A 24913-nucleotide genomic window follows, 5' to 3' on the forward strand; every position below is an offset into this window, starting at 1 on the left:
CGGACTGCGCGAGCTTCGCCACCTGCGCTGAGAACCGCCGAATCTGCAGTGAGTTGTCACTGGCCGTGCGGCTTCCCCGTAGCGTCCGGGTTCTCTGCCCTGTACCAGGGTCGAAGCTGCAGGTATTTCTCCTTCATGGTGGGCCCGAGATGTGCCTCGATGCCGTACCCGGGTTCGCCCTCGTACGGGAGGTCGTAGAGGAACGACGTCACGATGACCTCGATTGCCCCGGGCACGCGACGATGCGTCTCCTCCTCCAGGAACGCGAGGACCCGGCGCCAGGAGGGACCGTCCGGGTCGCCCTCCGCCAGGTACGAGCGCACGGTGTCCTGCACGACGTCCCAGAAGAACACGTGCGGGAGCACTCCGTTCTGGTTGAAGACGTGGCACTCGTAGGCGTCCTGGAACCCGGGCACCTGAGCAACCAGGCCCTCTACGAGCCGTACGCCGGCAGCAGCCTTCTCGGCAGTTGCGTCCGCCTGGTGCTCTTCTCGCTCTTCGTTGTCTTCGGCCGCCATGTGCCGGGACGCTATCTCATTGCGCCGGCACCACCCGCGGCCCTTCCCGCCTTGAGCTGCGCATACCAGGTCTCGCGTTCGGTCAACGGGACAGGTCGCTGCGGTTTCGATGGTGCCTTTCTGCGGTGGTTCTTCAGTGCCTGGGTGTTTCGCTTTCAGAGGATGCTGAGTTCCGTGACCTGGTGGCTTGCTGCCGAGCCTGTGAGTACTGGGAGTTCTCGCCTTTTTGGTGAAGATCGTCGATCAGACGATTCCTCAGGCTGTTTCTGACGGATCCTTACGCGAGGCGACCTCGTTCTGGAGGGTGCGCAGCAGGTCGAAGGCGGGGGCGTCGACGGGGCGCTGGGTGTTGCTCAGGACGATGACGGCCGTGCCGGTCTCGGGGTCGAACCCGACGAAGGAGGAGCAGCCCCCGGTTCCCCCGTTGTGCCAGATCTGCAGGTGTGCGCCCTGGCGGGGGTGGAGGCGGTGGGCCGTCCAGCCGAGGTGCATCCAGGCGAAGGGGCCGTTGCGGTGCTCGACTTGCCGACTGAGGCGGATCGCTTCCGCGAGCTCGGCGGGGTCGCCACCTTCCAGTTGGGCCCGTACGTAGGACACCAGGTCGGTCGCGGTCGACCACAGGCCGCCCGCCCCGGCGAGGTCGGCCAGGTTCCACGGCGGGGTGGGGCGGTGCCTGCCGTCGTGGCCCTGGGCCAGCCGGCCGGGCCGGCTGGCGGGAGCCGCCACCATGGTGTCGGACATGCCGAGCGGGGCGCACACGAGTGTGGTGACCAGCTGCTCGTAGGTGGTGCCGGCGCGGCGGGCGAGGGCCAGTCCGAGGAGTCCGGCGCCGAGGTTGGAGTAGTGGACCCGCCGGCCCGGGGAAGAGCCGAGGCGGGTGCGGGCAAGCCCGGACAGCAGCACGTCCTCGGTGCAGTCGGCGTACGGATCGGGGGTGCGGGGGCGCAGCAGGGCCCGCAGCAGCATGCCTTTGGGCAGTCGGGGCAGACCGGAGGTGTGGGTGGCCAGGTGCTGCAGGGTGATCTCCTGCCCGCCCCGTGATGGTACGACTGTGCCGGCGGGGAGGAGACGGGTCAGCGGGTCGTTGAGGTCCACCGTCCCGGCGACCGCCATTCGTGCGAGGGCCAGCGCGGTGAAGGTCTTGGTTACCGAGCCGATCTCGAACAGTGTGCCGGCGCTCGGTGTCCCGCTGCCGGTCCCTCCGTTGGTGCCCGCCCCCGCGAACCCCACATGCCCGTCGGCGACGGCGGCGACCACGACGCCGACGTGTCGTCGGGCGAGCCGGTCCGCGGTCGTCAGGGCGAGCGTGCCGAGTTCCTGCGTCTTGTCCATATCTGAATCATGCGGGGATGTGATCACCCGCCGACAGCGCCCGGATGATGATTCCCGGCCGCCGCAGTGCGACTTGAGGAGGAGCGGGTCCGATACGAAGGAGGCTAGGCGCTCGGCATGCATACGTTCCTGCTGTCGCTGGTCAGTGCATCTGCGTAGGCGTGATGTTCCTGACCTGGGGTTGTGCCGGTTGGTTGAGTGTGGTCGAGGCTGGGCGGCTTGTTTAGCCTGCGCAGAGTGGAAGCTCACCGGTGGTTGCCGGCCCTCGACTACTACGGGCGTGCCGATGGTGTCGGGGAAGGCCACCCGCCGCAGGTCAAGGTCACGTACGTGAAGTGAACCGGGGTTGATCGCCAACAGCCGCCGGGAGCCACGGGCCCACGCCCCCCGGCCTGCCGCGTGTTCGCGACCGAAACTACTTCTTGTTCGTCGTCTTGTCCGCCAGGCCTTCCTGGAAGAGCTTCTCGCACGCGGGACCGCTGTCCATGGCGATGAAGCTGCCCACATCCGTCCCATCCGCCCGGCCCTGGGGATGGTGCCACGCCCTGAGGTGCCAGCCGCCCTTGTCCAGCGCCTTGGTGACCGACAGCTGCCCGTCGTGGCTCCTGCGCCCACTGCCCGGATGTCGCCTTCCGGGCGATGGCGGACGACTATCCGGACTGCGAGTTCTGTTTGGCTGGACCCATCGTGTAGTCAGCGAATCGGGTCCCTACGATTCTGATCATGTGGAAAGAGACGACCCTGCAGGCCTTCCCTGGCGTCGGCTTCCGGCAACCAGCTCATGACCGCGAACTCGCCGAGGCCGAGCGGCTGCTTGGCCGTGCCTTTCCTCCAGATTGAAGCAGATGCTTCTGGAGAGCAACGGGTGATCGGTCAGACCTCGGTCGACACCGTCTGGGCCGTCGACCGGATCGTCGAGCAGAACCTTCTCTTCTGGTCCGACCCATCCTTCGGAGCCGCCATTCCCAGGTGGCCCGCCGCGAAGGCCAGGTGATTTTCGGGCCCACCCTCTGTGCCAGCGCGCGCACGTGAGGCGCGCATGGCCGGGGTCGCAGGTGAGCCATCCGATTCGCGTCGGGAGCATCGGCCGCCCGGCCTACACCCGGATCGCCGCATCGCAGAGGTCGCCTTAGATTCGCCGAGGGTGCGGACTCTCCTCCGCTCTTCGCCGAAAGGCCTCCTCGCATGATTCGCCGTTGGTTCACATCCGTCCTGGGCGCGCTCCTGCTGCCGCTCGTACCCGGGTCACTCACTGCGGCCTCGGCCGCCGAGCCCCCTGCCACGTTGCGGGTCCTGACCCGCAACCTCTACCTGGGTGCCGACCTCGCACCCGTCCTCGCCGCCACCACCCAGGAGGCGCTCGTCGGCGCCGTGACCACGGCGTACGGGAACGTCCGGGCGACCAACTTTCCCGAACGCGCCGAGGCGCTGGCCGACGAGATCGCCGACAGCGACCCCCATCTCGTTGGCCTGCAGGAAGCCGTGCTGTGGCGCAGCCAGACCCCCGCCAACCCGGGCCCCGCCACCGACATCGAGTACGACTTCCTGTAGATCCTTCTCGACGAACTCTCCGCCCGGGGCAAGCACTACGAAGCCGTGGCCACCATCACCGTCGGCAGCGATTTCGAGGCCCCGCGAGTCATGCCAGGTAGCGGCCTGCAGGACATCCGCCTCACCGACCGTGACGTTCTCCTGGCCCGCACCGACCTGCCCGCGCGCAACTTCTCCGTGGCCAACCCGCAAGCGGCCGTGTTCGCGAACCACGTGGGAATCTGCGTCCCGGCCACCGGCTGCCCGGACGATGCCGGCCCCATCCGCGTCGAGCGCGGCCGGGTCTCCGTCGACGCCACCTTGCGCGGTCGCACCGCCCGGGTGGTCAGCACCCATCTGGAGCCCGCCGCTCCTCCCATCCGGCTCCAGCAGGCCGGCGAACTGGTCGCCGGCCCGCTGAACACCGCACTCCCCACCGTGTTGCTCGGCGATCTCAACTCGGCCCCCGGCACCCCGCCCCACAACGCCCTGCTGACCGCCGGTTTCACCGACGCCTGGGCCGCCACCCGCCCCCGCGACCCCGGCTTCACCTGCTGCCAGGACGCCAACCTGCGCAACACCACCTCCAAGCTCACCCGGCGCATCGACTACGTACTCTTCCGCGGAAACGTCACCACACTGACGACCAACCAGGTGGGCGCCACGCAGGCCGACCGCACCCCCTCAGGCCTGTGGCCCTCCGACCACGCCGGCGTCAGAAGCGTGCTGCGACTGCGCTGAGTGACGGCATTGCAGTCAACGCAGTTGCGGCGCGAGTCCGGAACTCCCGACCGGCACCACGACAGGACGAAGGGCTCCACCGCCCGGTGGCGGAGCCCTTCGTTCGGCCCCCAGTGCGCGAGTGGGGAATGACGTGACGCTCAAGGCTTCGATCGCGGGAAACTCCCTGAACGCTCACAAGGACGGAGGACTCGTGCGCGGCGATGTCGACCACGGTGACAGTTCTCCTTGCCATCCGGTGAGTCCGTCGGTCTCTCGGCTAGCAGGTCGAAGGTCACCTGCGGCCTCCGCCAATTTGAAGTCGCAGGCCAATGGGCTGGTGTGAGCGGTTCTCGGGGGTACTCGCGCTGGTCGTGGGCGGTCGTCTGAGGAGCAGATCGTCAGTCGGCGTCAAGTTGGCGAAGGGCGAAGGCCCCAGTGCGGTACACGGACATCTGCTCACATGCCGGCCTCGGAGGTCATGCGTGCCCCCGGCGGTTCCCGTAGCGGCCGTGCGGCCGCCCATGTCATTCTCCGATCGGTAGCTGCTCTTCCCGCCGGAGGTCGACGTGGCGCTCCTTCCCGACATCACAGCCTTCTATGGTGGCGGCGATGAGGCTGCCCGCCTCACTTCCGGGCGCACCATCGGGACGATCGAGTTGGTCCGGACGCAGGAAATCCTGCGCGCTCACCTCCCGCCCTCGCCCGCGTCCGTCCTGGATGTCGGCGGTGGGCCTGGAGTGCATGCTCGCTGGCTCACCGACAGCGGCTATCAGGTTCGCATCGTCGACCCGGTGGAACAGCACGTACTGCAGGCCCGCGGCCAGGGTCTGGCTGCCTACGTGGGGGACGCGCGCCACCTCGACCAGGCGGACGGCTCGTTCGACGTCGTGCTGATGCTCGGTCCCCTCTACCACCTGCCGGACAGCAGCGGGCGTGCCGGCGCCTGGCGGGAGGCTCACCGTGTGGTCAGGCCTGGTGGCCTGGTCGCTGCTGCCGCCCTCAACCGGTATGCCAAGCTCCTGGACCTGGACTCGCCCAATGCGCTGGACATCGCAACGACCGGGCTGCGTGTCCGCCGGGACGGCCCCACCACGTACTACCATGACCCCTCAGAGCTCCGTGCCGAGGCTCGGCAGGCCGGCCTTGGTGACCTGGGCGTCTACGGGCTGCACGGACCCGCCTTCGAGGCATTGAGAGGCGAAGAGCGCCGGACCGGCAAAAAGGACCTTGGCGCGAAGGCGCTTGAAACCGCCCTGGCTGCCGCACGGTTCGCCGACGGCCACCCAGAGCTCGTGGTGTCCAGCCTGCACCTGCTGGCCGTTGCGCGCCGACCAGCTGTGGGAACAGTTGAGTCCTCCTGAGACGCGGGGACACTGCCCCGGTCAGAGGCATTGTCAATTCCTGGGGACTGACCAGACGGCCCAATGGTCGGTCGATCAAGCAAGCGGCTTGCGGTAACGGGCGTACTCGTTCTGCCGCCGGAACCCCACACTCTCGTAAAGGTCGTAGGACCGGTACGGATTCGCCGTGCCCGTGAACAGCCGGGCGGTCGTTGCACCCTGCTCGTGAAGGCTCCGCAGCCCGTCGAGCAGCAGGACACGGCCGATTCCGAGGCGTCGATGGTTCGTCCGGACACTCAGCTCTTCCACCTCGCCCACGGTGTGGTCGTGACGGCGGATGGAGCAGAGGGCGACGCCGACCATGTCCTGACCGTTCCAGGCAGCCCTCCAGCATGTCGGGTCGGCGGTGTCGACGAAGTCCTGGAAAGGCCATCTCTGAGTGAAACCGGTGTCCGCATACGAATCAACGACCGTCCTCCAAGCTGCACGATAGTGGGTTGTCCCGATCGGCCCTGTCCGTATCCCGGCGGGCAGCTCGCTGCCCGGGTCGGGCAACTGCTGCAGATCGCCCAGCTCCAGCTCGACCAGGCTGAAGACACGTCGGTAACCGGCTGCGAGCAGCAGCGCCGTGGCGTCCTGCTCGGAGGCCACGGCGTTCGCGCCGATCATTGCCGTCCGCACCGTTCCATGCTGTTCGGCGAGTTGGCGGATCCGCTCTTCGGCCCAACTCAGCATGGCTGAGCCGATGCCCTGGCCGCGATGCTCGGGCAAGAGGTAGCCGCGGTGCAGGTACAGCCACGTATCATCCCGCTCTGGCCACCATCGGATCGTCGAGTAGCCGACGACGCCACCGTCGAGCACCACCAGGATCTGGTTCTTGGACGGCTCCTCCAACCTGGCAGAAGCTTCGGCGATCTCGGTCGCTGTCGGGAGCCCTTCCACAACCGAATGCACATCGACCCGGTCTCGTTCAACACATCCCAGCCGCACCGCGGCCATGGCGCCGTGGTCTTTGTCGCCGCGATACGGCCGGAACCCCAAGCCGACCGGAAGGTCCTGTCGTGCCGCGCCATCCAACATGACCGGATGATCTCGAACATCGAGGCAGGGCCGCCACCCTATTCGACCCGCGGGGGCAACGAGGTGGGGTCCATTCACGGCTCGCAGCGGTCCTGGGTGGACTCGACGAGCTTGAACAGCATGGCCAGGATCCCCAGTACGCGAATCCGCAGCCCCAGGGTGTGGCAGGCCGAGGTCATCGAGCGGGTACCCGCTTCTTGACGGTTCGGACGTCGCTTCTTTGGGCCGTCGGTGCGGTGTGAGAACTTCCGGGCTAGCCGTCGTTGCGACGACAGGAGTTGTGACTGCGGGCCCGCGAACTTGCTGGTCAGCACCGGATCCGTAGTGGATGCTGCACGCGTGATCGAGCGAGAGACCGCGGTTCGTATCGTCGAGGAAGAGCTGGACCGCGAGAACCAGAAGTGGGCGGCTCGGGGCGTGGCCCCGGTGCGCACAACAGTGCTGCATGTGCAGGAACACGAGCTGGTCTGGAAGGTCTACTGGCAGTCCGAGGAATACGCCCGCACCCGGAACCCCGCCGCCATGTTGGTCGGCCACGGCCCCTACCTGGTAGACCGCATCGACGGCGGGCTGCACCAAATCGGAGCCGTCTCCGAGATGGAGGGAGCCTGGGAGGCTGACTACCGCGTTCGCATCCGTGGGCTGGCCGTCCGCACCCCTGTGGACGATCTGCACGATGAGATACGCGAAGCTGCCGCCGTGCGTGGGCGCATGCAAGCGGTACGCATCCTGCGCCGGAGACTGCCGATGCTGTCTCCATCGCAGGCCCTCGAGTACATGAATGCGTTGCTGCATGCCGATGCCGCAGCCCACCTTGTGGCTGTTGCCGTTGAACAACTCACCGAACCCATGAACCCGGTGCTCGGCGTGCAGACGATCCGCCAGGGGAGGATCGGCCAGTGGATCTGACTCACGACGGTTGACTTCTCCATTGGGAAACCAGTGAGCGTTCGAGTTGGCCGCTGGTGTGTTCCTGTGACTGAGCACTCCAGTTGGCATTCGAGCAGCTCAGTTGGCACCCTGGCTGCCGGCCTCATGCACATGGCCAAAGCAACGGTCGCCTGATACAGGCCGGTCAGACGTGGGGGTGGGGCGCATGAGCGCGGATGTGGAACGGGAGCGTTGGGAGCTGCGGTTCGAAGGCGGCGTGGGGCCGCTGCGATTTGGGATGTCCCCAGCCGAGGTTGCCGAGGCACTGCTGGTCGCTGAGCCTCAGGCATGGGTTGGTGGCCCGTACGGGCAGGAAGACTTCCCGGACGGGGTGAAGGCTTTCTACGACGCGGGCAAGCTCGCATGCGTAGCGCTGGACGCAGTCACTGGTCCGCAGGTCTTCCTGGCCGGTTTCCCGTTGGCAGGGAGCGATCTGGCGCAGAGCCACCAGTTCCTCCTGGACCACGCTGCCGAGCACGGGAACTGGGTGCTTTACACCCCTGACGACTCGCTCGCCCTGACTGATCTCGGCATCCTCCTCGTGCGCAGCAGGTCGGGGAAGCGTGCCTCACGCGTCCGCTCTTCGTGAAGCAGGAGTGGCTGGAGTCGCAGTACTACCGCGACCACCTTCCGCTCGAAGATCCCCCAGGCTGAGCGATCGATCTGGCGAGCGGTGCCAACTGGAGTGCTCGGTCGCGACGGCGCTGAGCCGAAGCACGATAGTCGTCACATACGCAGGCTTGTTGTCACCAGGACCGCGGGCGGGCGCGCAGGTCTGGGCGACGGCGTAGCCAGGTGGCCGGCTGGGTACCGGAGTCGGCCGGGGGCTGGAGAAGACCGGCAGGATGAGGCCGCCGAAGATGCCAATCCCGGGGTCCTCTCTGAAGTTCCTGGGATCGCGGGGGGTCGTAGAACACGCTGATCGTGTTCGGCGGCGTGTACTCGTTGATGTGGGCGTGCGACTCGCCTCGGACCGTGGCGCTGCCCGGGGCGTGAATCGGACGACCGGGTAGAAGTGCACGTCGCCGTCGCCGTCGCCGTCCTCGTGCTCCCACACTCCGATGACCTCCGCGTCGATGCCTATGCCCCGGCGCTTGATGGCCGCTCCTCGCTCGTCCAGGGCCAGCTCGTCCAGGGGGTGGGCGGCGGGCGTGTGTCCTGTGCTGAGCTGGCGTCGGCCGGGGGAGCGGGGTGCCGCCGTGACCGCTTCGGTGGCTGTACACGCTGGTTGATCAGCGGCGCCGGCTCGTCGTGGGCCGTGGCCGGCCGCACGCGATCCTGGCGGTGGACGGTGCCGTTGGCATCCACATACCCGTACCCGCATGGGGGTTCGAAGTCGAACTCGGTGCGCAGCCCTGGTGTCAGTTGTTCCAGGGTGGGGCGGTTCCTCCATCGGGCATCGGACCGGCCTGCCCGCGCTCGTCGAGGTGGGCGCCGACTTCGTGGGACCGGTACGGTCACCGATCGTTGGTGAACTCAGGCCCCCGCCGGGATTTGACGGGGACCTCAGACGTCTACGCCATGCATTGCCCAGCCGTGGCTGACGATCGGGATCAGGCGGCGGGCTGGTGCTGCCGCAGTTCTGCCCGTCCGAAGAGGAGCGCGTAGCCGCCGGGGAGCTGGTGGAGGATTCGGGCGAGGAGGTCGGGGCCGGCGAGGCGCGAGACGACGGCGAGTACGGCTCCGGTGTCCCATCGGGCGATGGCCGGGGTGGTGCCGTTGCGGCCGGCCATGTCCTTGACGAAGCCCCAGCCGGTGAGCTGTTCGGGGTCGGGGATCTGGGCGGTCAGTACGAGAGCGGCCTCGACGGGCAGACACTGTGCAAGGTCGACGCGTTCGTCTCCAATGATCTGTCGGCCGAGGGCCGCGAGGACGGTGCGGGCGGCCGCCTCGGCGCGTTCGCGGGTGGGGTAGGCGCCTTCGTAGCGCACGCGTTCCAGCATCTGGTCGAACGTCATGGCCGTGGCCGCAAGGGACGGGTTCGCTCGAGGCTGGTCGTACATGGTGCTGAGGTTGCCTTTCTCTTCGAGGGTTCGGTTTCCGGCCGGGTGGTCAGGTGGGCTGGGGGTGGCCGAAGAGGAGGTCGTAGCCGGGCGGGAGCTGGAGCAGGACTTCGCGAGTGAGGGCGTCTCCTGCCGCTGCGGCCGCGGCGCTGAGGACCGCGCCGATGTCCCACAGGGCCGTCTTCTCGGTGGCGCCTTCGATCCAGGCCGCGGTTGCGCGGACGAAGCGTTCGGGGGAGAGCGGTTCGGCGGCCTGCAGGGGGTTCAGGAGGATCAAGGCGTACGTCTCGGGAAGCCGGGCGGCGAGCTCGGCGCGCACGGTGCCCACCAGGTGAGCGCCGAGCAGGGCCAGGACGACGCGGGCCGCTCGTTCGGCTTCCTCCCGGGTCCGGTACTCGCCGCGTTCCTGTACGTGGGCCAGGAACGCTTCCCGGCGCATGGGCATCGCGTCACCTCCGGGGGGAGGGGTCGAGGAAGTGCGGAGGACGGGTGCCGGAGGGGGTCGGTTTCCCCGTCCTCCGCTGCTGTGCGGGGCTGGTCAGCCGGAGATCTGCTTGCGGTCGCTCTCGCCGCCGATGGCGATCTTGCGGGGCTTGGCGCGCTCGGCGATCGGGATCCGCAGGGTCAGGACGCCCGCGTCGTAGTCGGCTTCGATGTGCTCGGTGTCGAGGGTGTCGGCCAGCATGACCTGGCGGGAGAAGACACCGAGCGGCCGCTCGGAGAGCTCCATCTGCACGCTGCCGCCCTGGGCGGCAGGGCGGCGCTCCGCCTTGACTGTCAGCATGTTCCGCTCGACGTCGATGTCGATCGCCTCGGTGCTCACTCCGGGGAGGTCGAAGGCGATCACGTACGCGTCGCCCTCGCGGTAGGCGTCCATCGGCATCACGGACGGCTTCGACCAGGTTCCGGTCGTACCCGACAGCTGCTGGAAGATCCGGTCCATCTCGCGGAACGGGTCCGTGCGCATCAACATCGCGAAACACCTCCAGTCGGTTCAGGCAGGAACTGCCAATGCGCTTCCACGTGCTCCCGTTGTAACATGTCATCGAAACGATGACAAGCAACGTGTCGTCTTAAGGATGACAACGCTACGGAGAGTGCCATGGACGAGGCCGCCCCACCGACCGAGCAGGTCTCCTTCCTCGCCGCCGCCGCGGCACTGGAGACCATCGGCCAGGCCGTGAGGGACGCGCAGCAACCGCCCGCGGGATCAACGGCGCCCGCGCCGGCCGCGGGCCCGCACCCGGCGCTGGCCGCACTGCTGATGCTCCGCGAGGTCCGTGAGCAGCTCGCCGGCTGGGAGAGCGTCCTGATCGAAACCGCCCGTGGACAGGGCGCGAGCTGGGCCGACCTCGCCGGCCCCCTCGGAGTCGCCAGCCGCCAAGCCGCCGAACGCCGCTACCTGCGAGCGCGCCCCGGCATCGCCGGAACCACAGGCGAACAGCGCGTCCAGGCCACCCGCGACTCACGCGCCGCCGACCGCACCGTGACCGTCTGGGCCCGTGACAACGCGGCCGACCTGCGCCGGCTCGCCGGCCAGGTCACCGCTCTCACCGGCCTGCCCGCCGGCGCCAGGGATGCTGTCGACGAGCTGAGCCTGGCCCTTGCCGACAATGACGCGGCACGCCTCGTCCGGCCGCTCACCGACACCCGCCCTCATCTGCGGCCCGAGGACGCGGACCTCGCCGAACGGATCGATGCCCTGACCCGGCACACCGACCAACTCCGCCAGGACACCCACGACCAGCGCAGCACCTGATCTCTGACCCGAACCATCGACTGGCCGACGCGCGGCCGGGAGTGAGGCACGCATTTCGGGCGGCGGCCTTGCCACCCGCCATCCCGCTTGATCTCGTTCGTCGGCTCGAAGACTTGTGCAGCCCGGGCGGCAAGGTCCCTGCCGACGTCGAGCCGCCGGGGCGAGGGCGGTCGGCCGGCAAGCCGTCGGGAAGGTGCCGCACCTCGGCGCCTTCGCGGGTCGGTCCTGGTGATGGGCAGGGATGGAGAGGACGGCTCCGGAGCGAGGTGCCGGCGGGCACGGCGGTGACGTCGACGAGGTGCTCCAGACGGCGCGATAGAGGCCGGCGCTGCCGGCGGACGCCACCGACGCGCTGTCCAGCACTCTCGCCGGCCGGGAAGCGCTGCGGCGGCTATGCCGGGTGCTGCTGCCGCAGCCGGCGGACTGGTACGCCGCCGACCTGCCTGATGCCAGGGCAGGCCGTCCTGTGTGCCACTTGCGCGGGAGCTTACCGGCGCGCGGCTTGGGTGGCTCGGTGACCAGGCTGACGTGGCACGCTGAAGGCCCTTGAAGGCCCAGAAGGCCCTGAAGTAACGGAGCCGCTGGCCATCAGCCGATACGCTCGCCGCGTGACCAGCCGTGCAGCCCAGGCCACCGTCGCCGCCGCCCTGCCCAGGATCGGGGTGGAGGAGGAGTTCCTACTCGTCGACCGGACCAGCCGGACCTCGTTCGGGGCCGCGGTCGCGGTGGTCAAGCGCGCTCGTGACCTGGCCGACCGGGTCGGGCCGGAGGTGGGAAACGCTAGGGATAGTGTTCAGCCGTGAGTCTTGAACAGCTGCGCGGCCACGTCTACTGGTTGACATCGGTCGTCCTTCGGACCGATCTGCAGCCCAGCGAGGCTGTCATCGAGCTGAGTTCGGAGGGCGCGAGTGCGACCTTGCGCCTTGTGGGCATCGTGCATGCGAGAGCCGACCTGGCCGACCCAGATGGCGGCTTCGTGGCGGAGGTCGTCGTGCGGGAACTGCCTCAGCACGGACCGTGGCCGGCCGAGGCCCGCCATCTCCTGCATCACCACGAAAACCGTCGCGTGCTGCAGTGGCTGACCGTCACCGGTCCGAGCGAGAATGTGGAGATCCTCGCTGAGGAGTTCAGCGACAACTAGCGTTCAGTCCCGTCCGGCGTGGTGGACCATGCGGTCGATCATCGCGGCGGGACCGGACACAGGAGCCCGAGGCCCGGCTCTGGCCGCCGCGTTCGGCTGGCTCTGCCTCACCGAGGAACCGCCCCCCCCCACGACCGGCGCGCCACTCGAGGACCTCGCCCCCGACGGCACGCCCACGCCATGGACGCCCTGCCCTGGATGGCCGCCAAGGGCGGCGCTCGCGCGCAGGCTTCACCCACACGGCGGAGTGGATTGTGACTCCGGCCGAGGACATCGCATTCGGACCGTCCAACCGGACGCTCCCGCGCTCAGAGCGAGGGCTCGCGGTCCGCATCCGCCCGTGCTGCCACAGGGCGGCGTACCGTACGGGGCAGTCCCGGTCCGGGCCGGCGGAGGCCGTGCGTCATGGTCGCGTGACAGGACTGCCACAACGGCGCAGCACGGGAACTCGGGCGGGCCATGGTGCCGTGTCCCTGCACGTGCCGGTGCGGATCCGGCCGGGAGACACCGAGGAGCATCCCATGCAGTACTCAGCAGGCCTCCGCCGCTCGGCGGCGGCGCTCGTGGCGGCGGCCGCCGCCACCGTCCTGATGACTGGCTGCGGCCCGGCCGACGACGGGGCGGCGGGCACGCCGCCGGCCACCCCGGCCGCTTCCGTGCCGGCCGCGCCGACGTCCACGGGCGGCTCCTCGACCGGTGGTGGGGGCGCTTCCTCCACCGGCGGCTCGGGCAGGACCGCGCCCACCCCCTCGGCGTCCGCCCCGGGCGGCGGAACGAAGCCCTGCACTGTCGGCGATGTCAAGGTCTCCGATGCCCAGCAGGCCGCGGTGCGGCCGCCGGGCACCGGGACCGGCGCCGCGGTCCTCTCGGTCGCCAACGGCTCGAAGCACGCCTGCACACTCACCGGTTACCCGACGGTGGCCGGTGCGGGCAACGGCTCACCCGAGAAGAACCTGCCGCTCGCCGTCACCCACAGCGGTACGGCGTCGACGGTGACGCTGACTCCCGGAGCCCGCGCGTGGACGAAGCTGACCTTCGTCAACGTCCAGGGCGAGGCAGACGGATACTGCGTCTCGGGGGCCACTCCGGCCAGCTTCCCGACGCTCGTGATCGGTGTGCCCGGAGCGGGCTCGCACCAGATCGCCATGACCGACGGAGTCTTCGCCGAGTGCGACAACAAGGTGACGGTCATCGCCTTCTCCGCGGTCAAGCCGTCCTGACCGGAAGTGCGGTGTGGTGCGGCCCCCGGCCCGCGCCCGATACTTCACGGGCAGACGGTCCGGCCGTGGAGGGGGAACGATGAGGCTCAGCAAGAAGCTCCGCACCGCGTTACGGGGGCCGCGCGGCACGGCGCTGGCGGCGGCCGTGCTGGCCGCCGCCACGGCCGCCACGGCCGTCCCGGCCGCGGGGCCCGCGTACGCTGCGGCCCGGTGCGGGTCGGCGGAGGCGGCACCGCCGGTGCGGGTGGCCCGGATCCCGGACTGGGTCGAGTCGATCGCCGTCGACGGGCGGGGCCGGATGTTCGCCACCGCTTACTTCAGCGGGCGGGTCTACCGGGTCGACGCACCGGGCGGCGAGCCGGTCGCGCTCACCGGGGACATCGGGGCCAACGGCGGGATCGTCGTGCGCGGGGACGGGCAACTGCTCGTCGGCACGGGCAACGACCTCGCGCACTCCCTGACCGGCGACCTCTTCCCCACGTCGCGGCTGCTGCGGGTGCATCCGGATTCCGGCGCGGTCACCACGTACGCCGCCGGTCTCGGCGGGATCGACGGGGTCGCTCTCGCTCCCGACGGCACGGTGTACACCACGACCCTGGGCGGCCGGAACATCGGCCGCGTCACGCCGGACGGGCGGGTCGACCCGGCCTGGTCCCGGGTTCCGCAGCCCAACGGGATCGCCGTCTCCCCGGACGGCGGCGAGGTGTACGTCGTCCAGACCACCGTCGCCCCCGGGCTGTACCGGATCCCCGTCGACGACCCGGCCCACCCGCGGCGGTGGATCTCCGCCGACGCCGCCGACGCCCTGGCCCTGCCCGACGGGCTGACCCTCGACGGACAGGGCCGCCCGCTGGTCGCCACGCACACGGCGGGGCAGATCTGGCGCGCCGAGGAAGGGCGGCTGTGCACCGTGGAGTCGGGGCTTCCGCTCTCCACGCAGCTCACCTACGGGCGCGGCGACCGGGGGTTCTCCGCCGGCCGGCTGTACCGGGCGGGCGTCGACGGGGAATTGTACGAGGTACCCGCCGGCGCCGAACCGGGGCGCTGAAGCGGGGCCCTCAGCTCCAGTGGAGCGTGCGGCACGGGGCTGGCCGGGTCGGTGGTCAGGGCGCGGTGGGTCGCGAGGACCGTCTCGTACCACTCGCCGAACTCCTCCTCGTCGAAGTGGAGGCAGCGGCTCAGGACGTAGGCGGCCGAGAAGCTCTCCCACGAGCGGTAGTTGAGCTGGACGAGACGGCCGGCCCGGACCACGGCCGCCTCCGCCTCCTGCAGGGAGCACAGGCGGGCGGCGAGTCCCCAGCGGGCCATGCCGGAGGCCCGGCCATAGTCCCAGGCCTCGACGCTCCGGACGAAGCCCCCTTCGGGCAGCAGGCCGTCGGCGCGGAACCGCGCCTGGTAGCGGGCGATGCGGCCGATCAGCCGCTGCACGCCGGTCAGTTGCCCCTCCAGCTCCGCGGCGGTGACGGTGCGGCCCTGGGTGACGCCGTCCGTGGTCAGGCGGGGTTCGGCGGCGGCCTCGCCGCGCCGGCGCACCACGTTCCCCGCGGCCTCGCGCCAGTGGTCGACGTCGACGGGGCCCGCGAAGTCCAGGGCCATGGAGCGGCGCAGTTGCGGGACGAACTCCCAGACGCCGCTGACCATTCCGGCGCGCAGCAGCTGTTCCTGCGTGTCCTGCCAGTCCCCGCGGGTGGTGACGCCCCACCAGCGTTCCAGCGTGCGCCTCTCGTTGAGGTAGCCGCAGCCGTGGTAGGCCATCGAATTCCAGTAGCGCCCGTTGCGCACGTTGATGTGCGCGCCGGCCGCGAGCCCGAAGGCGACGGGGCCGCTGCGGGGGCCGCCCACCTCCAGGGTGTGGACGACGTCCTGGGCCAGCCCCGGCCGTTCGACCGGGGCGGAGTGGTGCTGCCACAGGGCGCGGCCCTCCGGCCAGGCCGGCAGGACGCCCTCGCAGGGGCTTGCGGGGTTGACGACGAGGTAGGGCGGGTCGTTCTGGTTCCTGGGTGGTCCAGTGAGGTCGGCGTGCCGGTCCCGCCGGGCGGGGGTCGACCGAGGCGAGGACGCCGAGGCGGTCCTCGACGGCCTGGGCGCCGTCCAGGCACCAGGTCCTCCCGGAAGGCGCGTCCGAAGATCTGCACCCCGCCGGGCAGGCCGTCGTGCAGCCCGGTCGGCACGGCCACGGCGGGAACACCCACGAAGCCGGTCGCCGCGCACAGCCGCATGGCCACCGCGACGCGGTCGCGGCCGGCCGTATCGCGGGACTCCAGCCCGGGCTCGACCGGTAATTCGGTGAATGAGAGGCCGAGCAGCAGCCGGTACACGGCGAGGAACTCACCCACGAGCGGCGGATGTTCAGCCAGGTGCCCATCAGTGCCACGAGTCCGGCGGAGTCGGCGTGCCGCAAAGTGGTCGGCATCCATCCGCCCCGCTGGTGCTGCGCCTCGTCGACGCGGGTGGGTTCCAGCGGCCTGTGCGCACCGTGGCCTGTGAGCCGGCGGACAAGCGCCCGGCGGTGGACTGCTGGTCCACCGCACTGCGCGTCGGCGACCAGGTCATGGCGGGCGGCAACCTCGTCGACAACGCATGCCTGTCAGCGGCCGCGCAACGCAGACCCGTCGCAGTCGTTCCCGAGCGTCTGCCGTAGGTTCCGGGTCATGGACACGAACACACAGCCCGATGCGATTGAGCTGATCCGGCTGGCCGACCACAGCCAGAGCATCAGCGTTCGTTTGCGCTCTACCGAACCCACCCTCGAAAGCCTGGGCGTCCGCTACTACGACGCGGAGGCCATCGTGACCAGCGGCTTCGTGAACGGAACCGTCTACCTTGGGTTCGACTCCGAGGACCTCTCAGACTGGGGGCGGCTTCTCGACGCCATCGAGGAGGCCGAGCAGGAGGCCGACCTCGACGAGCCGTTCACGGCGGACTGGCCCCAACAAGGCCGCACGGCCTACCTCCGATTCATTGCCGACGACCCCTACGTGGTCGAAGTCCATGACGGGCCCAGCACCCAGATCGTGGTCTCCGTACCGCTCGACATGGGCGAAGAGTGGATAGCCGAGTCCAGGGAGCGTCTGGCGGCTGCCCGAGCCGCTCTCGGCGTTGGCCCAGAGGACCACCACGGCGCACGTCCCTGACCGCCGGCTCGCCCTCCCGCACCACACTCCGGCTGTTTGACAACGACGATGGGGAATCAGTCACAGGTGCACTAGTCGGCGGGACGGTGCCGCTGACCCCCAAAATCGAATGATGGAAATAGTGGATGGCGTCCATCCGCTTCCCCGGCGACCTGATCGATCTCCAGGCCGTATGGCTGCGCACCCTTTCGGACTCTTCCGGGCCGCTCCCCGGCCGCCCGGGTCGAGCTGAGCTGCCGTGCCCGAGCCCGCGCCTGGGTGACGGCGGCGTGACCGGCGAACCGGACGGTCCGAGACAGGCCACCGGGTTCCCCGACGACCTGGTCGCCCTTCTTGGCGGAGGTGGGCGGACCCCTGGCGGTGCCCGGGGGGTTCCGGGCATCGGTCGAGGAGGTGTCAGGGGGCCTGACCTGCGGTTCTTCTCTGCGCCCGGGCCTCGCCTGGGGGTTATTTCCACCCGGACTCCTCCGAGGTGCGGAAGGCAGAAAGCGCCCGGTCTCAGGCCGGGCCCAGCTCCGGGTCGCGGGTTTCGTGGACCTCCCAGTGGCCCGCCCGGTCGGAGAGGGCCGCCCGGCGCCGCGCCAGTACCACGCAGGCTGCCACGGCCACGACCCCGGCAAGGACGGCCGTCCCCAGCGCGGCACCCCAGGACATCGGCACCGCCAGTACGAGGAGAGGCCGTAGGACAGCAGCATGCCGGCGAGCCAGGGCCAGTGGGCCCCGGGCAGCACGGCGGTGGGCGCGGGGGAGAGCACCGTCCGGCGTTCCGGGTCGGGCTGCACGGGGGCGGCTGGGGCGAGGATCCGCTGGAATTCCTCGCGGTCCATCTTCAGCCACGCCACCTCCCCCTCGTCGGTGACGAAGACGACCGGCTGGTCGTTCCTGATCAGACGCCAGTTCCGGGCGCCGCACAGCCAGCCCGGCCGTCGTCCCATGCGCGCCGCGAGGAGGGCGAGCCCCCTGGGCTCGACGGCAGGGTTGCCGAGCAGCACCTCGGAGTCCTCCAGCTCGAAGCGCAGCTTGTGGTCCGATGTCACACGGACCGTGCCGTCTGTGGAACCGAACGACGTGTGGTCGCCGCGCCGGGCCGCGGTGATCCGCGCCCGCACGGCGGGCACTGCCGCCCCACCGGCCGCGTCCGAGAGGAGGGCCTGGGCGGCGGTGTCGGCGGGCGGGATCTGCGTCAAACGCGGCGCCAGGACGAACAGCAGGAGCCCTCCGGGAACGATGGCGATCACGGCACCGAAGGCCGGCAGGGAGAACGCGAGCGGAGAGTCCGCCCTCGCGTACCGGCCGACGTCGTTGCCGGCGTCCACGACGCCGCCGAGTTCCGGCGCGGTCGGGGCGTACAACACCTCGACCGGCTTGAAGGAAGGCGCGTCCCTCTGATGCCCGAGGTGTCCGTTCACCACCTCGACCCGCCCGGTACCCACGCCGCCGTCCCGGGTGCGGACGGGGACTTCGACCGTCACGTCACCGCTGTACTTCGGAAACTCGGGGTCCTCCTTCTGCAGCCGGTGAACGGCGACGATGCTGCCCTCGGCCACCGTGGCGCCGGCCTTCTGTATCGCCGCGATCCGCTTCAGGTCATCGCCGTCCGGACGGAGCGCCAGCTCGGTCACCACGGACAGGGCGGGCAAGACCACCGTCACGCCCAGCAGCCACGGCACGATCATGAACCGGCTGAATCGGTCCCAGGGCAGCCGCGCGGGCGGCGCCGGCACCGGATCGACCTCCCGGGCCGGCGTGACCCGGACCGGCCGGGAACCCGACCACACCCACCCGGCGGTCAGCACCAGTGCCACTGCCCCGAGTACGGCCACGTCCGGCCTGTACACCGACATACCCGCACGGAGCAACAGCGACCATATGGCCGACACTGCGAACAGCAGCGCCCCCGCACCCAAATACCTGGTTATCCAGGCGTTTTCTCCCCATGGCCGGGAACTTGCCAACCCCGTTGCGCGGGGCTGCTGGTGGCCGTCCGGAAGTTTCCGAACGGCCGGTTCGGCGGGCCGAAGCCCCTCGCCCGCAGGGCAATGCTGCGGCGTTCTCTCATGTGCAGATCGTTCCTGTTTGGACGGTTTGATGGCGATATGTCAACCGTACCGTCCCGCCAGCTTCTCTGTCTGGGCGGCGTATCGAGGCCGTGCACGGCGGTGCAGGTCTACATACGGGCGCACCTGTGCGAAGGTCGTCGGGATCCCGGGGAACAGAGCCACTACGTCTTCGATCTCGAGCAAGCCACGGTCGGTCAGCACGGCAAGAAGCTCGAGCTTCTGGAGGAGGTTGTCCAACTCTTCTCTGTCGTCTGCACTGAGCTGCGTGAAGTCCCCAAGCTCATTGGCCCTCAGCCGACGACGTACCCGACTCAGCTCAGCGGATTGGTACTCCTGGTGCAAAGCGACCAGCGACGTGATCGCCCGAGTGCGCTTGACCTCGCTGACCTGGCGCGCGGCGTACAAAGCCGCTATGGCCACGATCAAGGTGCCGGCCACTGAACTCAACGTCGTCACGGCGTTCCAGACTGACATGGTTCCCCCCAGTCCGTTTTAGTCCAAGGCTAGCGACGCCCTCGGGCCGGCAGAACCGTGTTGCCGAGTTCTGACAGTGGTTTGCCTTTGCATCAAGCTGAGCGGCCCCGGGCATGTCCCATGGGGTGTCCGTCGGGCGGGTGGTGTGGGTCAGCCGTCCCGGCCCTGCCAGGTGGAGACACAGGCCTCGTTGCCTTCAGGGTTGGCGAGTACCCAGAAGGCCGGGGCACGGGCCGCGGAGACGAGTCGGCCACCGGCCGCCGGCGCGGCCTCGATCCGTCGGGGCGCCTCGTCGTGCGGAGCGCTGACGTCGAGATTCAACCGGTCCGGGCAACGCTCTCGGATGGTGTCCGGAATCCCGGCACTATGGTCCACTCCGAGGGCCGACCCGGCCGCCTGGGAGCAGGTAAGAACGGCTCCAGGATCGCCCACTGTGCGTCGGTCAAATCGCGAACCGCCGCGTCACCGCCAGGGTGGCCACGAGGTCTCCGGTGTCTGGTTCTTCTTGGTCGATGAACCCTTACCGGAGACCTCGCTCCTTCCCCATCAGGACACGCCGCCGCTCAGCTCACTTCGAAACACGGCCTACTGGTCGTGCTTGGGCCAGATGGGGCCCTGATCGGTCCAGATGACACCCTTGTTGCGGCAGAGGCAGAAGGGGTGGCCAATGGGGTCGGTGTAGACGCGGAAGCCGTAGCCGTTGGGGCCGATGCAGTCCCGCTGCAGGGTCGCGCCGAGGGCCAGGACGCGGTGCTGTTCGGCCTCGATGTCGTCGACTTCGAAGTCGAGGTGGAACTGCTTGGGGTGCTCGTTGTCGGGCCACTGCGGGGCGCGGTAGTCCTCCACCTGGATGAAGGCCAGTTCGATCTCGCCGAACCGGATACCGGCCCAGTGCTCGTTACTGCCCTCCTTGACCGGGAGCCCCGTCACCTCAGCGTAGAAGGCTGCCAGCTTCATCGTATCCGGGCAATCGATAATGAAATCGGTTAGTCGTAGCATCCAGCGATCTTGCCACAAGATCAAATGAGCCGGACTTTGAGCCAGGCCCTGGGGGGTGTCGGCGCACAGGGTCAGGTGGCGCAGTGTGGTGTAGGTGACGTAGCCGGGCCAGGGGTCGGTGTTGGGGACCAGGCTGGTGAAGTGGGGGTAGGAGGTGCTCCCGTTCAGCACTCCGGTCAGCAGCGTGCCTGCCTCGTTCCCTGCTCGCTGTGCGGCGCGCGTGGAGGCCATCAGGGCGGCGCCGACCGCCGGTCTGGACGGCCCGTGGGAGTCTGCGGGCCAGTCGATTGGTCGCACCGTCTCCGGTCCCAGCCAGGCCGACAGGACTCCACTCACGGTGCTCCACAGCTTGAATGGACGTAGGAGGTGCGGGGTTTGCGCGATTCCGTCCGGTGTGGCACCGCCTGGTCCCAGGAGTCCGGCAAGGGGGCGGTCGAAGAGGGCCCGCGCGCCCCGGTCGAGGTTTTCGGGGTGGCCCGTGGCATGGATCAGGTAGAGGACGGGGTTCAGCGCGCCGAAGTCCCCGCGCAAGATGCCCGGGCCGGGCCGGTGGGGCAGGAAGTCCCCCGCGAGCTGATGCGCCGGCTCAGCCCGCCGCCGACGGCGCGCCCGCGGGCTGAAGCTGGCCGGCACGGGCTCGCTTCTCCTGTTCGCTGGGCTCGGCGAGGTCGCGGAGTGGTTCGCCGGGGTGGCAGCCCCCTTGTCCGTCCCGGACTTGGATGCCGCGGTCGCGGCCTGCGAGGCGGCAGGCGCTGAGGTCATCGCCGCACCTGCGGCCACGCCGAACGGACGTCGGGCGGTTTTGAGGCACCCGGACGGAGGGGTTTTCGAGTACGTCGGTCGGTGACCTGGAACGTCATGTCATGAACGGCTCAGGCAGAAGCGCTCGGCTGACGTGGGTGTTCCTGTCGTCCGGCGTCGCTGGCTCAGCCCGATTTCCCCCGGCCACCCGGGCTCGGGGCCGCGCTTGTGCCCGCCAGTACCGGTTCCGGTGCCGTGGAGGCATGCGCCGCCGGGATGACGGGGGGCGCCGCGACGGGTGCCGGCTGTTCCAAGGGCTGTGGCGGCCGGCGGCGATTCATCGCCCGGGTCAGCGTGCGGCCCAGGTTCTGGAACGGCACCTCCACCAGCCGGTACACCACCCAGCAGACCGCCAGCAGTACCGCGACGTACCCGGCCACCCACGACCACCGCTCGACGAACGGCATCGCGGCGAGCTTGTTGTAGTAGTGGTTGCTGTCCCAGCCGAGCTGCCACAGCAGGAACTTCTTCACCGGCCAGTGCAGCAGGTACACCGAGAAGCTCACCGCGCCCAGCCAGGTCAACACGCGCGGCAGCCGCCGGTTTCGCAGCAGGAGGAAGAGCCCGAACGACGCCCACGCCGCCAGATAGGCGTTGGTCCACGCCGGCCAGGTGAACGTCGCGGTCGCCCGCGCCATCTCGTCCCGGTTGTACATCCACCCCACCATGGCGCCCGCCGCCACCACGAAACCGACGGACAGCCACGCCTCGATGCGCTCGATCTGCCCGTGCTGCGCCCGATAGACCACCGTGCCCGCGAACATCGTCGCGAGGATGGTGAAGGTCTCGTACGCGGGTGTCCGGCCGTTGGTGAACACCAGCAGCACGCCGAACCCGCCCAGCAGCAGACCACCCATCCGGGCCAGCGCCGCGTTGCCGCTGATCATGCAGGCCACACCCGTGACCACGACGAGCACGGCGGCAGCCACGAGGTGGTTGAGCTCGGCAAGGGTGTGGGTCAGGCTGTACGACGGGATCCAGACGCCCAGAGTGAGCGCGATCCCCGCCGCCGTGACCGCGATCGGCGTGGTGCGCCGGTGCCAGGCGACCGTGAAGAGGCTGCTGACGAAGAAGTAGAAGAGCATCTCGTACGTGAGCGTCCACGAGATGCCAAGCGCATTCACCACGCCCAGCATGTCCGACAGCATCAGGCCGTTGCCTGCCAGCCAGAGCTTGTCGTGCCCGTAGCCGTCGAAGGTGAGGACCTGGTAGTCGGGGGGCAGGACGAACTCGGCGAGGAGCATGGTCACGATCAGCGCCGGATAGATCCGGAAGATCCGGCCGATCCAGAACGCCCGGACGTCACCGCGGCGCTCCAGCGAAGCCGGGATGATGTATCCGCTGACGATGAAGAACGCGATGACCCCGTAGAAGCCGAGGTCGAATCGGGCCGCGATGGTGTCGCCGTTGGGGATCAACCTCATGATCTCGAAGTGGTGGGCCGCCACGGCCAGCGCGGCGATCCCACGCAGCGCATCCAGCCAGCCGAGCCGGCTCCCCGGCGCGGCGCCGCGTTCCCCCTGCTCGGCCCTGCGTGCTCGCCGCCGAGCCGGCAATCCCTTGAACATCATCCGCCGGAGACTAGCCCACGCGCAGTACCCGGCCGCGGCCGGGGTCCGCATGCGGGTTCCGGTCATGCCGGGCGGTCAGGGAGTCCGTACGGCTCTACCGTGCAGGTCGTGGCGTCCGCTGGACTCGCCCGGCGGTAGTGCGGGGCCGCGCAGTGGTACTGCATGAGCTGCAGGGACGGATGGACTGACTGGTCCATGAGGGCCGCCGGTCTCACCGGCCGCCACCGCAGGCGAGGGCAACGGACCACCATCCCCGCCCCCCACACCACAAACCCGGCCTGACCTGGTCCGACGCGACTTCCAGCCCGACCCGGCCGCCATCGACACGCGCTGGTGCGGCGACATCTCCTACATCCCGACCGGTGAGGGCCGGCTCTACCTGGCCACCGTGATCGACATCGCCTCCCGCCGCGTTGTGGGCTGGGCCACCTCCGACCACCTGGGGCTTCCCTCGCGGCGGACGCACTCAAGGCCGCCTGCCACCAGCGACAACCGGAAGGAACGGTCGCCTTTCACTCCGACCGTGGCAGCCAGTACACCAGCCATGCCTTCGCCGCCCTCGTCTCTGCCCACGACATCAGGCTCTCGGTCGGACGGATCGGAGTGTGCCGGGACAACGCCCTCGCCGAATCCTTCTTCGCCACCGAGCTGGTCAGCCAGCGCACCCGTCGACTCCACAGCAGTCTCGGCTACCACCGCAGCCTGACCAGCACATGCAACCTGTCCGCCAACAGGAACAAGCACACTCTCCGGGAAGCCTGAGTGGCCCGTTGGCAGACCCGACGTGCTCACTCGGGAGGGCGACCGGCACGGCTCCGCCATAACGGTGGCCCGCCGTCATGGCGCAGACCGCTGTTCATGACCCCATCCCGGCTCATCGCAGAGGCAAGACGTTCCGGACCGCCTTGACCTTCTGACGCGGGTCGGCCAGCGCCCGTAAGCGCCCTGCTCAGCGGAGGGCCAGAACGCCCTGCTCCCGGGCATGCGAGGCAAGAGGGAAGGGCGCAACATGGACTTATCCGGACCCGCCACGCTGGAGAAAGTCGTGGTGCTGATGCCCGACAAAGGCCCAACGCTCAGGAGCAATCGGCAACTGGTCGAGGCGGTGGCCGCGGTCACGCTGGCCGCCTGCGCGTGGTTTCCGGCCACCGGTTTCGCGGTGGCGGCGATGCAGGCCAACACCGTCACGACGGTCGCCGGCCCAGCCGCGGCAGCCCCGGCTCAGACTCAATACGACCGGATCGCCACTCAGACGCTCGACGACATCGTGAACGGCAACTTCACCGCCGCCGCAGCCCACTTTGATACGACGCTGCGCAAGCTACTGCCCCCGGACGCCCTGGCGGGGGCCTGGGAGACCTACCAGAACAAGTTCGGCAGCTATCAGTCACACGGGGATCCCAACGACGTCGCTTTCGGCGAGTTCACCGTGGTCAACGTGCCGCTGAGCATGGAACGCCGGCCTGGGGAGTTCCGAGTGACGTTCCACAAGGACGGAAGCATCGCTGGTCTGTTGTTCCTCGATACAGGAGTGCCGATTTCTGTCGTCAGTTCAGCGCGCGGCCCGTTCCGGTAGAGCCGCCACGCAGCGGTGACCGTGCCGGTGGTGTTTGCCGGACACTCAGGGTGAGCATATGGCGACGTTCACCGTGTGGACGTGGAGGGGCTTCCGTAGACGGCACGCCCGCCAAGATGAGCGAGTCCACCTCCTACGACGCCGTCACCTGGGGGGACGCCTGCCAGGTCACCCTGAAAGTGACCGGATTCGGTATCGGGGGAGGACAGCGGGTGCGGCCTACCGTCCTTCTCGGGGGTTTGTGCCGGCGTGACCGGGCACCGGCAGGGTGGAGGATGAGCCCCGACCTGCGCGTGATCGTCTACCCGCCGGACGCCGAGCGCGGGCGCCGCGTCCGCGTGGACGGCGAGATTCTCGGCCGGGGCCCTTGAAGGGGGTGCGCCGCTGGCGGATTCAGGAGGGTGGGGGCACAGCGGTGGCGTGACCCGGCATCCGGCAGCGGATACATCCGGGCACGCCCTCGGCCGGCAGCCTCCGTAGCTGCTCCGGGACGGCGAGGGTGTAGCCGTGGCCGGTGTCCCAGCAGTCCCCGGTGTGCAGGGGGCGGGAACTGGCGCCTCCGATGCCGGGTGTCTGGCCGCTTCACCGGGCCACCCAGTGAAACCCGTACGAGATCTCGCTCAGCTTTCCAGCGGCCCTATGCCGGTCTACCGCCAGGCGCTTCGTCCGGCGCCGCGGGCTCACACCTCCACCAGCCGCGATATGACGATCGTTATAGGCGG

General features: G+C 69.4%; 28 protein-coding genes and 3 pseudogenes. 18 read left to right on the forward strand and 13 right to left on the reverse strand.

The features are described 5' to 3' along the window. Positions 1 to 56 precede the first annotated feature (56 nt). Together ACFV9H_RS09895 and ACFV9H_RS09900 are read right to left on the reverse strand one after the other, a co-directional pair. Entirely contained in the window at positions 57 to 518 is a 462-nt protein-coding gene (locus ACFV9H_RS09895; RefSeq protein WP_385395808.1) for a hypothetical protein, read from the reverse strand. A gap of 255 nt (positions 519 to 773) precedes the next feature. After that, positions 774 to 1850 carry a serine hydrolase domain-containing protein gene (locus ACFV9H_RS09900; protein ID WP_385395811.1) on the reverse strand — a complete coding sequence of 359 codons (1077 nt, stop codon included), beginning with the start codon at positions 1848 to 1850 and terminating at the stop codon, positions 774 to 776. 865 nt (positions 1851 to 2715) lie between these two features. Here ACFV9H_RS09900 and ACFV9H_RS09905 point away from each other — a divergent pair. From ACFV9H_RS09905 to ACFV9H_RS09920, 4 genes are all read left to right on the forward strand, one after another. Then, on the forward strand, positions 2716 to 2844 hold the full coding sequence (locus ACFV9H_RS09905; protein ID WP_385395813.1) for a hypothetical protein: 129 nt from the start codon (positions 2716 to 2718) through the stop codon (positions 2842 to 2844). A 191-nt stretch (positions 2845 to 3035) separates the two neighbouring features. Then, on the forward strand, positions 3036 to 3401 hold the full coding sequence (locus ACFV9H_RS09910; protein WP_385395816.1) for a hypothetical protein: 366 nt from the start codon (positions 3036 to 3038) through the stop codon (positions 3399 to 3401). Positions 3402 to 3446: 45 nt separating this feature from the next. Then, positions 3447 to 4121 (forward strand): endonuclease/exonuclease/phosphatase family protein, encoded by a 675-nt coding sequence (locus tag ACFV9H_RS09915; RefSeq protein ID WP_385395818.1) that lies wholly within the window; start codon positions 3447 to 3449, stop codon positions 4119 to 4121. A gap of 548 nt (positions 4122 to 4669) precedes the next feature. Beyond that, the gene (locus ACFV9H_RS09920; RefSeq protein WP_385395821.1) at positions 4670 to 5464 is read left to right on the forward strand and encodes a class I SAM-dependent methyltransferase; all 795 of its coding nucleotides are present in this window, start codon (positions 4670 to 4672) and stop codon (positions 5462 to 5464) included. 75 nt (positions 5465 to 5539) lie between these two features. Here the strand turns inward: ACFV9H_RS09920 and ACFV9H_RS09925 are convergent, their stop codons facing one another. Further along, the gene (locus ACFV9H_RS09925) at positions 5540 to 6523 is read right to left on the reverse strand and encodes a GNAT family N-acetyltransferase (protein ID WP_385395823.1); all 984 of its coding nucleotides are present in this window, start codon (positions 6521 to 6523) and stop codon (positions 5540 to 5542) included. A 339-nt stretch (positions 6524 to 6862) separates the two neighbouring features. Between ACFV9H_RS09925 and ACFV9H_RS09930 the strand changes: the two genes are divergently transcribed. Next, complete coding sequence (locus ACFV9H_RS09930) at positions 6863 to 7432, forward strand: YrhB domain-containing protein (protein ID WP_385395825.1); 570 nt, start codon at positions 6863 to 6865, stop codon at positions 7430 to 7432. Positions 7433 to 7619: 187 nt separating this feature from the next. Next, positions 7620 to 8042 (forward strand): hypothetical protein, encoded by a 423-nt coding sequence (locus ACFV9H_RS09935; RefSeq protein ID WP_385395828.1) that lies wholly within the window; start codon positions 7620 to 7622, stop codon positions 8040 to 8042. Between the two features lie 964 nt (positions 8043 to 9006). Here the strand turns inward: ACFV9H_RS09935 and ACFV9H_RS09940 are convergent. The 3 genes from ACFV9H_RS09940 to ACFV9H_RS09950 form a co-directional block, all read right to left on the reverse strand. Continuing rightward, positions 9007 to 9456 carry a DUF2267 domain-containing protein gene (locus ACFV9H_RS09940; RefSeq protein ID WP_385395831.1) on the reverse strand — a complete coding sequence of 150 codons (450 nt, stop codon included), beginning with the start codon at positions 9454 to 9456 and terminating at the stop codon, positions 9007 to 9009. A gap of 49 nt (positions 9457 to 9505) precedes the next feature. Next, positions 9506 to 9901: a DUF2267 domain-containing protein gene (locus tag ACFV9H_RS09945; RefSeq protein WP_385395832.1), complete on the reverse strand. Its 396-nt coding sequence runs from the start codon at positions 9899 to 9901 to the stop codon at positions 9506 to 9508. 93 nt (positions 9902 to 9994) lie between these two features. After that, positions 9995 to 10429 (reverse strand): Hsp20/alpha crystallin family protein, encoded by a 435-nt coding sequence (locus ACFV9H_RS09950; protein ID WP_385395835.1) that lies wholly within the window; start codon positions 10427 to 10429, stop codon positions 9995 to 9997. A gap of 129 nt (positions 10430 to 10558) precedes the next feature. Here ACFV9H_RS09950 and ACFV9H_RS09955 point away from each other — a divergent pair, with 129 nt between their 5' ends. The 5 genes from ACFV9H_RS09955 to ACFV9H_RS09975 all read left to right on the forward strand — a co-directional run bounded on the left by ACFV9H_RS09955 (position 10559) and on the right by ACFV9H_RS09975 (position 14624). Further along, on the forward strand, positions 10559 to 11215 hold the full coding sequence (locus ACFV9H_RS09955) for an HSP18 transcriptional regulator (RefSeq protein ID WP_385395838.1): 657 nt from the start codon (positions 10559 to 10561) through the stop codon (positions 11213 to 11215). Positions 11216 to 11823: 608 nt separating this feature from the next. Beyond that, positions 11824 to 12018: a hypothetical protein gene (locus tag ACFV9H_RS09960; RefSeq protein ID WP_385395841.1), complete on the forward strand. Its 195-nt coding sequence runs from the start codon at positions 11824 to 11826 to the stop codon at positions 12016 to 12018. Next, the gene (locus ACFV9H_RS09965) at positions 12015 to 12356 is read left to right on the forward strand and encodes a hypothetical protein (protein WP_385395844.1); all 342 of its coding nucleotides are present in this window, start codon (positions 12015 to 12017) and stop codon (positions 12354 to 12356) included. The genes ACFV9H_RS09960 and ACFV9H_RS09965 overlap by 4 nt, the downstream gene beginning before the upstream one ends. 521 nt (positions 12357 to 12877) lie before the next feature. After that, positions 12878 to 13576 carry a DUF4232 domain-containing protein gene (locus ACFV9H_RS09970; RefSeq protein ID WP_385395847.1) on the forward strand — a complete coding sequence of 233 codons (699 nt, stop codon included), beginning with the start codon at positions 12878 to 12880 and terminating at the stop codon, positions 13574 to 13576. Between the two features lie 79 nt (positions 13577 to 13655). Beyond that, entirely contained in the window at positions 13656 to 14624 is a 969-nt protein-coding gene (locus tag ACFV9H_RS09975; RefSeq protein WP_385395850.1) for an SMP-30/gluconolactonase/LRE family protein, read from the forward strand. Here ACFV9H_RS09975 and ACFV9H_RS09980 read toward each other — a convergent pair. Beyond that, a complete protein-coding gene (locus ACFV9H_RS09980; protein WP_385395853.1) occupies positions 14522 to 15418 on the reverse strand; it encodes a DUF1266 domain-containing protein in 897 nt (298 codons plus the stop codon). The genes ACFV9H_RS09975 and ACFV9H_RS09980 overlap by 103 nt on opposite strands. Positions 15419 to 15608: 190 nt before the next feature. Further along, positions 15609 to 15953: pseudogene (locus ACFV9H_RS09985) on the reverse strand (indole acetimide hydrolase); the annotation flags it as partial. A gap of 15 nt (positions 15954 to 15968) precedes the next feature. Between ACFV9H_RS09985 and ACFV9H_RS09990 the strand changes: the two are divergent. Both ACFV9H_RS09990 and ACFV9H_RS09995 read left to right on the forward strand, forming a co-directional pair. After that, positions 15969 to 16217: a hypothetical protein gene (locus ACFV9H_RS09990; protein WP_385395856.1), complete on the forward strand. Its 249-nt coding sequence runs from the start codon at positions 15969 to 15971 to the stop codon at positions 16215 to 16217. A 10-nt stretch (positions 16218 to 16227) separates the two neighbouring features. Continuing rightward, entirely contained in the window at positions 16228 to 16710 is a 483-nt protein-coding gene (locus ACFV9H_RS09995) for a DUF5959 family protein (protein ID WP_385395859.1), read from the forward strand. A gap of 71 nt (positions 16711 to 16781) precedes the next feature. Here the strand turns inward: ACFV9H_RS09995 and ACFV9H_RS10000 are convergent, their stop codons facing one another. The 4 genes from ACFV9H_RS10000 to ACFV9H_RS10015 form a co-directional block, all read right to left on the reverse strand. Next, positions 16782 to 18554 carry a hypothetical protein gene (locus ACFV9H_RS10000; RefSeq protein ID WP_385395862.1) on the reverse strand — a complete coding sequence of 591 codons (1773 nt, stop codon included), beginning with the start codon at positions 18552 to 18554 and terminating at the stop codon, positions 16782 to 16784. Between the two features lie 255 nt (positions 18555 to 18809). Next, positions 18810 to 19244, reverse strand: a complete 435-nt coding sequence (locus ACFV9H_RS10005; RefSeq protein WP_385395865.1) for a hypothetical protein — start codon at positions 19242 to 19244, stop codon at positions 18810 to 18812. A 150-nt stretch (positions 19245 to 19394) separates the two neighbouring features. Beyond that, positions 19395 to 19676, reverse strand: a complete 282-nt coding sequence (locus ACFV9H_RS10010) for a VOC family protein (RefSeq protein WP_385395869.1) — start codon at positions 19674 to 19676, stop codon at positions 19395 to 19397. A gap of 153 nt (positions 19677 to 19829) precedes the next feature. Beyond that, entirely contained in the window at positions 19830 to 20243 is a 414-nt protein-coding gene (locus tag ACFV9H_RS10015; RefSeq protein ID WP_385395956.1) for a VOC family protein, read from the reverse strand. Positions 20244 to 20931: 688 nt separating this feature from the next. Between ACFV9H_RS10015 and ACFV9H_RS10020 the strand changes: the two genes are divergently transcribed. After that, a complete protein-coding gene (locus tag ACFV9H_RS10020) occupies positions 20932 to 21090 on the forward strand; it encodes a VOC family protein (protein WP_385395872.1) in 159 nt (52 codons plus the stop codon). Between the two features lie 79 nt (positions 21091 to 21169). Here the strand turns inward: ACFV9H_RS10020 and ACFV9H_RS10025 are convergent, their stop codons facing one another. Next, on the reverse strand, positions 21170 to 22615 hold the full coding sequence (locus ACFV9H_RS10025) for an acyltransferase family protein (RefSeq protein WP_385395874.1): 1446 nt from the start codon (positions 22613 to 22615) through the stop codon (positions 21170 to 21172). Positions 22616 to 22934: 319 nt separating this feature from the next. Here ACFV9H_RS10025 and ACFV9H_RS10030 point away from each other — a divergent pair. From ACFV9H_RS10030 to ACFV9H_RS10045, 4 genes and pseudogenes are all read left to right on the forward strand, one after another. Then, positions 22935 to 23042, forward strand: a pseudogene (locus tag ACFV9H_RS10030) (DDE-type integrase/transposase/recombinase); the annotation flags it as partial. Then, positions 23036 to 23206, forward strand: a pseudogene (locus ACFV9H_RS10035) (DDE-type integrase/transposase/recombinase); the annotation flags it as partial. The pseudogenes ACFV9H_RS10030 and ACFV9H_RS10035, both read left to right, overlap by 7 nt. Before the next feature lie 12 nt (positions 23207 to 23218). Then, positions 23219 to 23377: a hypothetical protein gene (locus ACFV9H_RS10040; protein WP_385395877.1), complete on the forward strand. Its 159-nt coding sequence runs from the start codon at positions 23219 to 23221 to the stop codon at positions 23375 to 23377. Between the two features lie 292 nt (positions 23378 to 23669). Further along, positions 23670 to 24191 (forward strand): DUF3887 domain-containing protein, encoded by a 522-nt coding sequence (locus ACFV9H_RS10045; protein ID WP_385395959.1) that lies wholly within the window; start codon positions 23670 to 23672, stop codon positions 24189 to 24191. Positions 24192 to 24913: the final 722 nt, after the last annotated feature.

The organism is Streptomyces sp. NPDC059874 (genome assembly GCF_042731135.1).
In the GTDB taxonomy this organism is placed as follows: domain Bacteria; phylum Actinomycetota; class Actinomycetes; order Streptomycetales; family Streptomycetaceae; genus Streptomyces.